The organism is Rhodococcus koreensis (genome assembly GCF_017068375.1).
Lineage (GTDB): Bacteria > Actinomycetota > Actinomycetes > Mycobacteriales > Mycobacteriaceae > Rhodococcus_F > Rhodococcus_F koreensis.
Genome location: NZ_CP070609.1, coordinates 5228396 through 5241615, shown reverse-complemented (window position 1 = coordinate 5241615; position 13220 = coordinate 5228396). Strand labels below are relative to the sequence as shown.

Annotated in this window: 11 protein-coding genes and 1 riboswitch; of the genes, 6 read left to right on the top strand and 5 right to left on the bottom strand. The window is 62.4% G+C overall.

The window, feature by feature from the left end; all coding sequences use genetic code 11:
* Positions 1 to 117 precede the first annotated feature (117 nt).
* The 5 genes from JWS14_RS24030 (at position 118) to JWS14_RS24010 (ending at position 7739) form a co-directional block, all read left to right on the top strand.
* Positions 118 to 1170: a cupin domain-containing protein gene (locus JWS14_RS24030; RefSeq protein WP_206014537.1), complete on the top strand. Its 1053-nt coding sequence runs from the start codon at positions 118 to 120 to the stop codon at positions 1168 to 1170.
* Positions 1164 to 4607, top strand: a complete 3444-nt coding sequence (locus JWS14_RS24025) for an ATP-binding cassette domain-containing protein (RefSeq protein WP_206014536.1) — start codon at positions 1164 to 1166, stop codon at positions 4605 to 4607. Before JWS14_RS24030 ends, JWS14_RS24025 begins: the two co-directional genes overlap by 7 nt.
* On the top strand, positions 4573 to 5499 hold the full coding sequence (locus JWS14_RS24020) for a hypothetical protein (protein ID WP_072947384.1): 927 nt from the start codon (positions 4573 to 4575) through the stop codon (positions 5497 to 5499). Before JWS14_RS24025 ends, JWS14_RS24020 begins: the two co-directional genes overlap by 35 nt.
* Positions 5500 to 6354, top strand: a complete 855-nt coding sequence (locus JWS14_RS24015) for an aminotransferase class IV (protein ID WP_095863008.1) — start codon at positions 5500 to 5502, stop codon at positions 6352 to 6354.
* Between the two features lie 125 nt (positions 6355 to 6479).
* The gene (locus JWS14_RS24010) at positions 6480 to 7739 is read left to right on the top strand and encodes an ATP-grasp domain-containing protein (RefSeq protein ID WP_072947382.1); all 1260 of its coding nucleotides are present in this window, start codon (positions 6480 to 6482) and stop codon (positions 7737 to 7739) included.
* Positions 7740 to 7764: 25 nt separating this feature from the next.
* On the opposite strand, the gene JWS14_RS24005 is transcribed toward JWS14_RS24010, so the two are convergent.
* From JWS14_RS24005 to JWS14_RS23985, 5 genes are all read right to left on the bottom strand, one after another.
* The gene (locus tag JWS14_RS24005) at positions 7765 to 8958 is read right to left on the bottom strand and encodes an ATP-grasp domain-containing protein (protein WP_206014535.1); all 1194 of its coding nucleotides are present in this window, start codon (positions 8956 to 8958) and stop codon (positions 7765 to 7767) included.
* A gap of 58 nt (positions 8959 to 9016) precedes the next feature.
* A complete protein-coding gene (locus JWS14_RS24000) occupies positions 9017 to 10036 on the bottom strand; it encodes a methyltransferase (RefSeq protein ID WP_206014534.1) in 1020 nt (339 codons plus the stop codon).
* A 146-nt stretch (positions 10037 to 10182) separates the two neighbouring features.
* Positions 10183 to 11373, bottom strand: a complete 1191-nt coding sequence (locus JWS14_RS23995) for a PIN domain-containing protein (protein ID WP_095863006.1) — start codon at positions 11371 to 11373, stop codon at positions 10183 to 10185.
* 19 nt (positions 11374 to 11392) lie between these two features.
* Positions 11393 to 11851 (bottom strand): helix-turn-helix domain-containing protein, encoded by a 459-nt coding sequence (locus JWS14_RS23990; protein WP_241031451.1) that lies wholly within the window; start codon positions 11849 to 11851, stop codon positions 11393 to 11395.
* A gap of 62 nt (positions 11852 to 11913) precedes the next feature.
* On the bottom strand, positions 11914 to 12669 hold the full coding sequence (locus JWS14_RS23985; RefSeq protein ID WP_072947377.1) for an alpha/beta fold hydrolase: 756 nt from the start codon (positions 12667 to 12669) through the stop codon (positions 11914 to 11916).
* Between the two features lie 32 nt (positions 12670 to 12701).
* Here JWS14_RS23985 and JWS14_RS23980 point away from each other — a divergent pair, with 32 nt between their 5' ends.
* A complete protein-coding gene (locus JWS14_RS23980; RefSeq protein ID WP_012691525.1) occupies positions 12702 to 13016 on the top strand; it encodes an antibiotic biosynthesis monooxygenase family protein in 315 nt (104 codons plus the stop codon).
* A gap of 50 nt (positions 13017 to 13066) precedes the next feature.
* A riboswitch (cobalamin riboswitch) is annotated at positions 13067 to 13199 on the top strand.
* Positions 13200 to 13220 lie beyond the last annotated feature (21 nt).

The window sequence follows — 13220 nt, the reverse complement described above, 5'->3', positions numbered from 1 at the left end:
CCGCTGGGGGGGTGGCGGTTTCAACCCTGGGGTGCCTGTTCCGCCCGCAGGCACGTGCCCAGGATTGGGAGCGATACAGAACTCGAGGCAGGTCGATCCCACAGAAGGAAGAAATCTATGCACATAATCGCCAGAAGCGCACTCGAGACGATCAACGAAGCCGTTGTCGGCGGGAGCGTCCACAACCTGGGTGTCGTCAAGATATTCAGCCAGCACCCTCAGTTGGCGCAATTCATTCCTGCTTCCAGCAATTTGGCGATCAGCTGGGTCAGGTTGGAGTGCGGTGAGGTGCTGGCGGTGCACAAGCACCCGGAGCCCAGCCTGATCCTGATCTGCGAGGGCTCCGGACGAACGATGGGCAGTGCAGAGCAGGAGGTCGATGCGGGAGACATGATCCTCGTACCCGGCGACACCTGGCACGGCTTCGAAGGAACCCAGGACGGTTTCTGGGCGCTCTCGATCCAGTTCGACGGCAAGGCACTCTACGAGGACGCCGAGCAGCCCAACGCGGTGTTTGCAGGCGAGGTACCGAATCGGGCGGCTGTGCTCCTGGCGGACAACGAGAAGTACCTGCAGCAATTCGGAACCAGCAGCCTGCTGCGGCTGATCGACGACCCCTCGTTCGACAACCCACACGTTCGGGAACGGCTGCTCGACTGCCAGCAGACCTGGTCGGACGTGTTTCAGGACCTGCTGCACCTGCGTGTCGCGATGACTACCGATACGGCGCACAAGCAGGTGGCGCTCGACCATCTGGTCGAGGAACTGGGCCATAACGACAACCTGCGCAACCAACGGGGATCAGCGCACGCGCCGGTCACCGATGAGACGTTCGTATCGACAATGGAGTGGTTCAGGCATCAAATGCTGTACCGGAGCGACATGGTGCGCACTCTGCTGATGCATGTGGTGCTGGAAGGTAGTGGCGAAATCTGGCACCGGGAAGCGGCGCGAGCATTTCCGGCAATTCCGCACTTCCAACAACACGGAGAAGACGACGGCGAGCACGTGAGTATGGGGATCGATCTGCTCGATCGAGCAACGCCGGCCGAGATTCGAGAACTCCGTGAATCACTTGCCGAGGGATGGAAGATGATCACGCAATTGTGCGACAGAATCGCGTCGATCGCCTTGGCCGACACGGCGGTCCCCACGTACTCCACATGCTGAGCGTCCTCAGGAAAATCGTCTGGTTCGAGGTTCCCACACCCCGAACTCGACTCGACCCTGTGCCCAACGCCTCACACCTTGCCAGATGGCAGCGGTGGTGTGACGCGGCGCAGCGGGACAGCGTGAACGCGCCCCGAGGCGAGCGACTGAGCAGATCCGTCTTCGGCGGACTTCGTCGTGACATCATGCTCGGGCTCGTTGCCATCGCGATCAATGCAGGATGCGCCTTCGGTGCTGCGATCACGCTGAAATCGCTGATCCAGCACCTCGTCACCGGCGATTCAGCACTCACGACGAACCTCACGCTCGGTATCACCTGCATCGTGCTGACCTACTTGGCGTGGCTTGCCTTGAATCACACCTTCATGCAAGCCGACGTGGTAGGCATCGGAGCCCGGACATACATAGAACAAAGGCTGCTGCGCAAGAAACGCAGCAATGCCCCTTCCGACCAACCGGCCGACCTGGTCACGCTGCTGGACCGGGAGGCAGCACGCGTCGAAAACGTGTGGTCCGGACTCATTTTCATCATTCTGGCACTCGCAACCATCACCTTCACCTCCGCGTACTTCTTCGTGGCGTTGGGACTGAGCGCTCTGGCGGCACTGTCGGTGATTCTCGTCAGTTCCGCGGTGATCTACTGGAACGCCAAACAATTGAATGCCGCGCACGCTGCACTGTCGGCGACGGCGGCAGATCGCATCGAAGTCGGCCTGTTCTCGCTGAACAATCGCCTGCTCGCGTGGCTCAAGAACTGGAACGACGAACTGTTTCGGCGCTATGCCGACAAGCGAGATGGCGAGGAGCGCGCGCTCCTGAAAGCGGCGCGTCTCATCGCGCGGATCAACCTCATATCGACACTCACTCCGATCGTTGCCATGCTGGCCGCGGTGTTCACCCAGCTGGCCCACCTTGGTTACGTCGATCCAGCAGGCCTGTTGTCCACAATGGCGCTGGTCGGAGGCTTGAAATCCGTCGCCAACAATATTCCCTTCATTGTTCAGAGTCTGTCCCAGGGCATTGTCGGGCACACCAACGTTGCGAAGTATCTATCCAGTCCGCACCCGCTGGACACCGATGCGACCGCAACGCGCCTACCGGCAACAACGGCGAAGCACATCGCCGTCGTCGGCGCCGCGGGCAGTGGCAAGACATCCGTTCTGAAAATCGGTGCACGTCACAGCAGCCAGGTGAACAGCAAAACGTTCTTCGTACCGGATGAACCGTGGATATTCCCTGGCGGGCTCTACGAGAATTTGTGTCTCTATCGAAGCGAATTCACCGACGACGAGGCCCGTCGAGCCTTGACACTGTCCCGACTTCCCGAAACCTTCTACGGCGACTACCTCTCGAGCAAGTCACGCGACCGGACCGAGGGCTGGAACGTGTCCCGCGGGCAGGGGAAGCGACTGGAACTGGCACGGGCACTATTGGCCGAACCGAAGTTCGTGTACCTGGATCAGCCCACAGCAGGGCTGGACGACGACCTGGCGAATGGGCTGCTGGCCGCCCTTCTACGCGGGCCGTGGCACGACACCACGGTCATTTATGCAACGGACAAGCCCGATGAAAAAGATGCCGCAGACGAGATATGGGTAGTGGCCGGAGGCGAGGTCGTGGAGGTGATGCGAAACCTCACACCACGTGCGGCGAATCCTGTTCGAGACCGTACAGGGGCGCTCGCTCACGAGGATCGGTCGGTCGCTCGCCGTCCCCAGGGCGTGGACCGACCGGAATTCTCGACCTCGTCACGCCGCAGTCTGATGAGCCTGGGCGTCGCGAAGGTCGCGGTTGTCGCATGCGTCCTGTTTGCGTGCCGCGACGTTCTGACAATTGTCGGTGACTACACAGCTGCCAGCGGAATTTCGACCACGAATGCGCGGACAGCAGCGACAATCCTCATCGCCGCACTGTCCGCCGGGGCACTCCTGTCGATTTTCACCTCCCTGTTCATCGTCAAACGCAGCATCATGGCGGCATCCCGAAAGTGTCGGAATTACTTCTCGACCGTCATGAGTCCAAAGCCCTCCAGGTCGGCCTTCGACGAGGTCGATCAGGACTATCAGAGCAAACTGACATGGGATCAACGACGTATCGACGAACTTCTGCCAGAAGTACTTCTGAATACGCTGGGTGCGGTTACATTGCTGCTCACGACCGCCGCGTTCGTATTGAGCAAGAACATCTTCGTCCTGCTGCCCCTTGTCGGGATGTGCTTCGCCTACTGGCACAGTTCGAAGCGATCGGGAAGGCGACTGCAGGACTTCAACGATAGAGAGATCGGTACGACGTCGACCGTGTTGGAGCGGGTCGAGGCCATTACCTGGAGCTCAGCGAGATTCGATTTGGCACGCGACAACTCGGCCCTCGTCAATTGGCTGAACAAGAGTTTGATGAATCGCGCCTTCGCTTCGATGGACAATGCGGGCGCGCGCCGCTGGTTCAATTACAAGCTCGACTTGATGGGTGTGCTCTTCCTGTCGGTCGTCGTCGGCTCCACCGTATTTGTCCAGGTCGGCGGCGGATCCGGCCTCAGCGGTGTTCTCGCGCTCAGTCTCTCGTACAGCCTCATCGCCGTTTTCGCCCGAGTGGGCCGTTGCCTGGTGGACCTCAGACAGGTTCTCGACAGCGCGGATCGCCTCCTCACGCCTCCGACCGGCCCGGCGCCGTGCTGGACCGGCTCAGCAGTTGACGACGCAGCGCTCGTGTCGTTTTCGGAGGTAGCGTACGTCGCGCCGCACACCGGGGCGGTGCTGCTGGAAGAGCTTTCCGAGTCCTTTGCCAGCCGAGACGTCGTGGTCATCATGGGGCCGAGCGGGGTCGGCAAGTCGACATTTGCGAAGCTGGTTGTGGGCAGTCTGCAGCCGACAACAGGCGTCCTCTCGACATTGGGCCGGACGACGGGATACGTCTCGAATTCCCACGCCGAAGACATCCTCCTCCTGACGTCGAGTCCGATCTTCAAGCCAGGCAAATTGATCGAACACTTCAACAGCCCGTTACCGCTCGAATTGGCTCGCGTCGTCGACTATCTCGACGTGGCAGACGTCGTCGGGCGACTACCGTCCGGATTCGACGAGCACGTCCCCGCCACCGGTCAGTTGAATCTGAGCAAGACGGAACTGCAGCGGCTGGCGCTCCTCGACCTGTTGATCAATCGCCCGGCGATCGCAATTCTCGACGAAGCAACATCCGAGTTGAGTACAGCAGCAGAGCTCTCGATATTGCAGGCCGTGATTTCTGCCTTGCCGGACACGCTCTTCTTCATCATCACGCACAATCCCGGGCTGACCGAACTTGCCAGCCGAGTCTTCCACTTCAACGGCGAGCGACGCCTCCTCGAGAATTCCGGCCAGTCGCACACGAGAGCCGATCGGAACTGGAATGGAAAGGAGGAAGACCATGGAATGGCTGCCCCAACGCGATGCGTTCTGTAACAGTCACAACGTTCCACGGCCACAACTTCCGCTGAGGAACATCGCGCACTGGAACGCGGTACTCCAGGGCAGCGTGAGCAGCGATGACGCCCTGCACCACGAGCGAGCGTACGTCGCACCCGGATACTTCTACATGCCCGTGTGCGACGAGCCCGACGATCGGGCACTGGCGGAGTTGTCGAGCCTGGCGTCAACCGCCGACTGGTTGCTGGTCCCTTCCCTTCGCAGATCCGATCGCCGCCGGCGCGCCGACGTCATTGCAGTTCCATTCATGAAGGCGGCATTCTTCCGGTCTTCGCGAAGTGTGGACCTCGCCCTGCGAACCGCGGTAGGAGCCAGCCAATACAAATCGATCGTCAGGCTCACGAGGAAGGCCGAGGCGGCGTGCACAACCGAGATACACCGTCTCTCGGACGTGGCAGAAGACAATCGGGTCCTGCGCGATTTCGCCTGCCTTCAGGCCTTGAATGTGGCCAAATACGGACACGCCAAGAACCTCTATACGAACGATGTGCTGCGTATGCTGGCAGGCTCGTCCGAAGGTGAGAAATACTTCGTGAAGCTGGACTACGACAAGTATTCGAATACTCCGTTGGCCGGATCACTGAGCTACGCCGACGACCACCGTGGCGTGTTTACGAAACTCGTTCGGGGACTGGACCATGACCGAATTCCGCGCGGATTGAATCTGTACATCGCCGACTACTACCAAATGTATCATTTCGCGGATCGGCTGGGTTTCGCGGACGTCTGCCTCGGCCGAGGCGCCATCGACGCGAAGGTCCGGGTAGGCGCAATTCACATTGTCGACCTGGACAACTGGCTGATTCCGGTCAACACGCGGCGTACGCAGGCGATGCGGGACTACGCGAGATCGCGACTTGGAGACTAGATGATCAGCGAAATAGCCTGGGCAGATGGACGATGCGTGCGATTCGACGAGGTGAGCCTGTCACCTGCCACCCATGGGTTGTCGTATGCCACATCGGTGTTCGACGGTATCCGCACATACGGCGGCAGCATCTTCAAATGTGACGACCACATAGCGAGGTTGCGGCGGTCCGCCGAGTTGTTCGGGCACACCGTGCACTATTCGGATGCGGACTTGGCCGATGCTTGCCGCGAATTGGTGAGGGCCAACGACCTTACCGATGCGTACATCAAGTGCTTGGTCTTCTATGACGACACCGATGTGAGTTTCAAGGCGCAGGGCTCGTCCAGCAAGGTGGTCCTGTTTGCGCTGCCCTTTCCTTCGTATTCGGCCGCGGAGCACTATCGGCTCTCGACGGCAACGTGGCGGCGTGCACCCGCCTCGTGCCACCCGTATCAGGCGAAAACGTCGTCTACCTACGCGTTGAGCTACTTGAGCCACCGCGGGCGGGCCGACGGTTACGATGATGTGCTCTTCCTCTCGACAGCCGACGCTGTGTGCGAGTCGAGCGGCTCGAATGTGTTCTTCGTCAAGGGAGACGCATTGTTCACGCCCACTGCCGAATTGGCCCTCGACGGGATTACCCGAAGGGTGGTCATCGATGAGTTGTGTCCGCGACTGAAGCTCTCGGTAACGGAACGCGACATCGCCTACGACGAGATCGGATCGTTCGACGCCGCATTTCTGTGTGGCACTGCGATCGAAATCATGGGGGTTTCCGGCATCGACGAGATCCGGTATGCGAAGTCCGCAGTGGTCGATGCGATTGCAACCGAGTATCGGCGCTTGACCAACGGCCGGTCCGCGATCCGATGACGACCACACAAGGTGGGCGATCTTTCCCCCCAGGGTTCCTAGCTTCACGGCCGTCGGCTCGGGATAGTACTGGAAGGTGAAAGTCCTATTCGCCGAACGGTATTCCATCCAGCGGGGTCTTCCGAATGAAACTGCTCATCCTCCATCGCGTTCCGTATTCCTTCATCGAATACCATCGTGTCATCGATCATGGAATTCACGATGTCGTCTACGTGGGCTCGAGCGCGCAACTTGCGACCCTGCCGCCCGACCTTCCCTGCACGAGGGTTGAACGCCCGGGTCGAGCAGGTCTGGCCGAGGAAGTTCGCACCCTGTTCTCCACCGACGATGCCTTCGACCGGGTCATCAGCGTCTCCCAATACGAGATGATGGAGGCGGCGCAGATAAGACGGAGCCTCGGAGTAGAAGGGACATCACCGGAGCAGGTCCACATCGTGAACGACAAGGTAGCGATGAAAGCCGCGGTCGCAGGATGCGGACTTCGCGTGCCCAGATTTGTTCGCTGCGACGAGGCGCTCACCGCTGCGTCCGCCGATGTCGCTCCTTGGGCTGGGAAGACGGTGCTCAAACCACTCGATGGAACCGCCAGCAAGGATGTTTTCGTTTTCGCCACCTACGCTGACGCCGGCGCTGCGATTCTCAATCACCCTACAGGTCTGGAGGACTGGGATCCGGAACGCTTCCAGCTCGAAGAATATGTGGAGGGGCCGATCTTCCACTTCGATGGCGTGATGCTTGCCGGTGCGCCGGTGGCGATCGTCGCCAGCAGATATCTGGGCACTTGCCTCGAGTTCGCCCAGGGAGTTCCGCAGGGATCGATTCAAGTCGACGACGACGGTGGGCGTTGCAAGGTAGCGGTCGAGTACCTTCGGGCCGTGGGTATCGACAATGGCCCATTTCATCTCGAAATGATCGAGGCCGCAGATGGAATGGTTTTTCTGGAGGTCGGCGCCCGCCCCGGCGGCGGACATATCAAGGAGACGTTCCGGCTTGCCACAGGCATCGACTTGGTCGCGGCCGGTTTGGCCTGCAACCTCGATTGGTCACCTCTCGACATCAATCCACTGAAACGATGGTTCGAAAGTACGGCGAGCAGCACGGTCTACGGGGATTTCATGTTCCCGGGTCACCTGCTTCCGTCGCGGTACTGCGCGATATCGGGTGGAGAACGGTTTCAAGCCCACCCAGACGTTGTTCGATGGAAGGAGCTGGACGCGGGCGCTTCTCTTCCGGAGACGGTGAGCTATTTCGATTTCGAATTACCCGTCAGCGGCATCGTCGCCGGCCGGTCGAGCTCGGAAGTGACCTCACTCATTCGCGAAATCCTGACGACCGTGCAAGTCGTACCGATCGAGCAGCCCACGCAATGCCCCACACCTGGCTGACCGGGCAGAACATGAATCTGCCCGGTCAGTGCGGGAGCGGACTCGTCTCCACCCGAATCCGAGCCTGCGCGTCAGCCAACCGGCGCTCGGCGTCCACGAGATCGGTGCCGACCGCGACTATGACACCTTGACGATCCGCAGAGGACCGGAGCGGACCGAGGTGTTGCCCTGGTTCGAGAGAACACTGCAACCGGATTATCCCCTCGGCCTGACGCGCGGCCTCGATGCCCTGCACGCGTTCGATCACCACATTCTCGTAACCAAAGAATGCGACGCAGCCGGCTCCAAGCCCGGGTGTTCGCGATTGCGGCGGCAGCCCGGCAAGGTGACAGATCGACTCCCGGACCAGATCGCGACCCATCGCACGGTGCACCAGCTCCCAAATGAAATCGCCTCCAGGACGGGTATTGCCCTCGATGATCCGGGGCCCGGCCGAACCGATACGCACTTCGGTATGGGCCGGCCCAAAGGAATGACCGATCGAACTGAGGAAATCGGTGACGAGACCGCGGAGCTCGGCAAGGGCCGATACCGCGAGCACGGCCGGCATCAGATGACCGGTTTCGATATACCGTGGCGGGCCGGTGGTGGTTTTTGCGGTCACTGCGATGATGTCGTGCCGGCCATCCATGGTGAAGGATTCAACGCTGTATTCGGGGCCGTCGATGAACTCTTCGACGAGGGTCGGCCCGGGGTACTCGCCTCGAGAGCAGGCGAATGCGGATTCGACCTGGTCAAGGCTGGAGACGCGAAGAACACCGGAGCTGCCGGCGCCTTCAGCCGGCTTGACGATGATCGGGCCGCCCACTGACTGAAGAAAGCTCCGTACCTCGGAGGCCGAATGGCAGCTTCGAGTCCGCACAGCTCCGAGATCACGGCCGGCCAGGTGCTCGCGCATGGCGATCTTGTCGCGGGTCAACCGGACGGCTTCCCGCGCATTGCCCTTGATGCCCAATGCCTCTTTGATCACGGCGGCCGGCATGAGGCCGTGCTCGGTGAAGGACACGACCGCATCGACGGGTTCGACCTCGTGCAGCTCCCGCGCCATGCCGAGCGCCTCTGCCTGGTTGCGGTAGTCGAATACGCACAGCCGGTGGGCGCGCCTGGCCTGCTGCGCGGTGACCGATTCGGAATTCTGAAACACAGACAGCTCGACCGGTAGATCTTCGATCATTCGGAAAGTCTCGTCATGTCCGCCGACGATCAAGATGTGAGCCATGCCGACCCAGCTCCCCGAGGTCCGCTGATTCCCGGAGGTCGCGCTCGTCCGGCCGGTCTCACTTCCGGCCCTCGATTACGCTGAAGCCGCAGGGCAGGAGCGTACTGCCGGTGAGTCCGAGGCCTGCGCGCTCGTAGAGGCGCGCGTAGTCCTGAATCGTTCGCTCCCGGCCGCCCGTCATGACCAGCATGGCGACGTCCACCACATTTCCCCAGACGTATCCGCCGTCCTCGCTGATCACCCGCTCCAGGACCAGGATCCTGCCGCCGGGCTCGAGTGCGTTCGCGCAATTGGTGAGGACACGTACCGAGTCGTCGTCGTTCATCGTGTGAAGAACGCTCTTGAGCAGATGGACGTCGCCCCCGCCAGGCACCTCTGTGAAACCGTCGCCGGGCACAATGCCGCACCGCTCATCGACGCCATATTCCCGCAAGGTGTGACCGGCCCTGGCCAGCGAGAACTCCAGGTCGTAAATCGTGCCCCGCAGATGATCGTATTTGCGCAACAGCTGGGCGGTCACGATGCCGTAGCCACCGCCGACATCGACGACATGCCGATTGTCCGCGAAATCGATCGCTTCCGCGGTCTCGAGACCGGCGCGGATCGAGATCTCGTGCCAGCCCAGATGGAAGCGCTGGGCGGAGTCGGGGTGCTCGGCCAGGTACTCGAAGAGGGATTTGCCGAAGAACTGGCCGAATCCTGTCTGCCCCGTACGAGCGCATTGGAGCAGCTCGCTCCAGGCCAGGTACGTTTCTGCGCCGGCAAAGAGCTCCACCTCGCTTGCGATCGATTCCGGATTGTCCCTGCGCAAGAATTCGGCTCGCGGCGTGAGTGCGCATCTGTCCTGCTCGTCCACGGAGAAGATCCCCGCGCTCATGAGTAGGCGCAGGATCCGCTTCAGCGCATCGGGATCAGTGCCGCTTCGTTGGGCGAGGTCGGCAAGCGCCAGTGGGCCCGCCGCCAGCAGATCGGCGAGCTCCAACTCGACGGCTACGAACAAGCAGCTGGATATGTTGTAGCCGTGAACCATTTCTTTGACACAGAGACGGTCGGGCTTGTCACGAAAGTCGAAGTACATTGTGCGCCTTTGAATAGGTCGTGGAGTACAGCAATACGTGGAACTCCCGGACTCCCGGGCGTTCCACCAGCGTGAGGTTTCACCGCGTCGCGCGATAGATACCCAGGGGCTGGCAACCATTCACCCCCGCCCGGACCGACGTAGGCTCAGGTGGTAGTCGCAGGGTCCGACTCCGACCCCAGATTTCGCACCAGCCAACGCCCGTCGACGAGATGCATGAGGACCGGGCACACGTACCGGGGATCGTTCGGCTGCCACAGGCCGCCCTCCAGCGCCGAGGCGTCGAGTACGTAGAGCGCCTCGACCCCCGGGGCGACCATCCTGGTGGCTGAACCGATTCCCCACGTCGCCGGATCCGGCAGCATCGCCCGGAACGACCGCAGATGCACGCGTTCGAAATGCACCCACAGCGGATGATCCGGCACAGGCCCGGCAAGGGCCGCCTCAACCGCCTCACTGTCCCAACCGTCAACAGTCATCTGGTAGTGGTTGTCACGCACCCACTTCTGCGCGAGTACCGCCCGGAAGTCGGGGTCCACGTTCGGCCATACCGACAGCAGATCCCCGTCCACACACACCGGCATCAGGAATGCCCACGCCGCATTCACCAGATCTGTGTGCCCGAGAAACCGCACCAGTTCGGCCGGATCCACCGCACGAATCTGCCGGTACGTCTGCCGCACCTCGGGCGGCAACGAGTCGATCTGCTCGTCGGTCAGCTCCGGAAGGGCGGACACCGCCGGCACCGCACCGCGGTCCGAGGCGTCGTCCCGGTCGACCAGCAATGCCCGGACCGCGTCGACGAACCGTGGGGTCAGCCGGTCGAGTAACTCGAGCAGCTCCCCCACCGTGCGCGGCGGGAGCGTATTCCGGGCGACCAGCACGTGGATCCGCTCGAACACCGCTTCGGAGTCCAGATCGAGCTGATCGCAGAGGAATTCGTCGGGGTGGATCGCCTCGACGTCGAACGGGTCGAGGGCCGCAGGTGGGAAGTCCTTCGGATTCGCGGTCACGATCAATGCCGCACCGGACCGTACCGCCGCGGCCAGGACGTGCCGGTCCTTCGGATCGTTGGTCATCGCGGGAATCAACTCGCGGTACCCGCGTGACTCCTCCTCCGCGAACGGGAACGTTCTGCGCATCTGCTGAATCCGCCGCGCCGCCTGCTCCGGCGACTTACCGAACCTCTCCCCGGCCAGGTTGTGCTCCACCTCGTCGAGCAGATCCGGCGTCCACACCGGCCGGAACAACTCGGCATCGGCCAGGGTGAGCAGCAGGTTGTTCAGAGCCTGCGGAAGCAGGACGCACGCGTCGAGAACCACCCGAAAGGCAGCCACCGGTTGCCCTGCCCCTCGATCAGCGGGTCGAGACGAAGCCGTCAGCGGCGTCGCCGGGGTCCGGGGTTTCCTCGTGCGCCATCTCCTCGAACACCTGACCGCGTCGCGCACGCTCGTGTTGTCGGAAGGCCAGCACATCCGCCAACTCCACCCGCCGATGCCGGCCCGGCGACGAGTACGGAATCTTCCCGGCCTCCAGCAACCGCACCAACGTCGGCCGGGTAATGCCCAGCAGTTCGGCGGCCTCCTGCGTCGTCAGCACCGTCCGGTGCGGCTCCACCGTCACCGCCTGCCCCCGATCCAGAGCCGTGACCGCGTCGACGAGCAACCCGCGGACACTGTCCGGCAACCGCGCCGAACCCTCCGGGGTCGAGATCGTCACATCGCCCTGACCAGCGAGAACAAACTTCAACGCGGTGAGAAGGTCCCGATCGTCGGCGCCCGGCGGCAACACCGTGTGGTTCATCAGAGCGGCCATACCTCAACCATAAAACGAAAAAAACGAACACACAATGTCCTGAGCAGCGGACGAGGTGGCTCTCAGCCGAGTTCGTCGAGGAATTCCTCGACCACTTTCCGGTACTGCTCCGGCTGGTCGTCGTGGACGAGGTGCCCGGCCTGCGCGATGCGGACGTACTCGGCGCCGGGATGCCGCTCCGCCATGGTCCGCATCTGACCGTCCGGGGTGATGGTGAACTCCCCCTCGATCAGCAGGGCCGGAACGGTGATCGACGCCCACTGGTCCCAGAAGTGCCGGTCGCCCCACTCCGCCGAGATGTCGCGGAACGTGTCGACGTCGCCGTGCAGGTACCAGCCGTCGGCGCGCTTCTCGAACGACTCCAGGAAGTACTGTCCGGCAACCGGACCGAAGAACTCGAACAGATCCTCCCGGGTCGCGAACGGCTGCGGCCAGTTCGAGATCATCGCCGCCCAGTCGTCGGCGGTGCGGCCACGGAAGTCGGGGGCCATGTCTTCGAGGACGAGCGCCGACACCTTGTCCGGGTGCTCGGCCGCCAGGCACCAGGCGTGCAGGGCGCCCATCGAATGGCCGATCACCACCCACGGCTCGGTGAAGGCCGCGAGAGCCGCGGACAGATCTGCTACGAATGCTTCCGTCGTCAACCGCGACGGCGCGGGCCTGCCGTGGCCTGCGGCGTCAAACGTGAAGACGTGGCCGTGCTCGCGCAGCCACGGCACGTGCCGTCCCCACGTCCGGGCACTGCCCATCAGTCCGTGCAGCAGCAGAATCGGCTGTCCCGTCCCACCCTCGTCGTGCAACGCACTCTCACCCGCCACCACTCCGACGCTAGCGGAGTAATCTCGCCCGCATGGCAGTGGTGAAGATCAACGCAATCGAAATCCCCGAGGGTGCGGGGCCCGAACTCGAGAAGCGCTTCGCGGCGCGCGCGCACGCCGTGGAGAACTCTCCCGGCTTCCTCGGCTTCCAGCTCCTGCGTCCGGTGCAGGGCGAGAACCGCTACTTCGTCGTCACGCAGTGGGAGAGCGAAGAGGCATTCGCGGCGTGGCGCGACGGTCCGGCCCGGGAAGCACATGCGGGTGAGCGGAAGAAGCCGGTGGCGTCCGGGGCGTCGCTGCTGGAGTTCGAGGTCGTACTCGACGTCGCGGCGGCGAACAAGAGCTGAGCGGCGGGGGCGGGCCGAGGATTGACACGACGGCCCGCCGGGTGCAAAAGTTCGCAGGACAATGCGATGGTTCGGCAGGAATCCGGTGCAATCCCGGAGCGGTCGCGCCACTGTAAATCGGAGTAGTCCTTCACGGGAACCACCTCGACAGCCAGATACTGCGGCCATCGCCTGGACCTAGGGGACGCGAAATCCCAGGAGGAA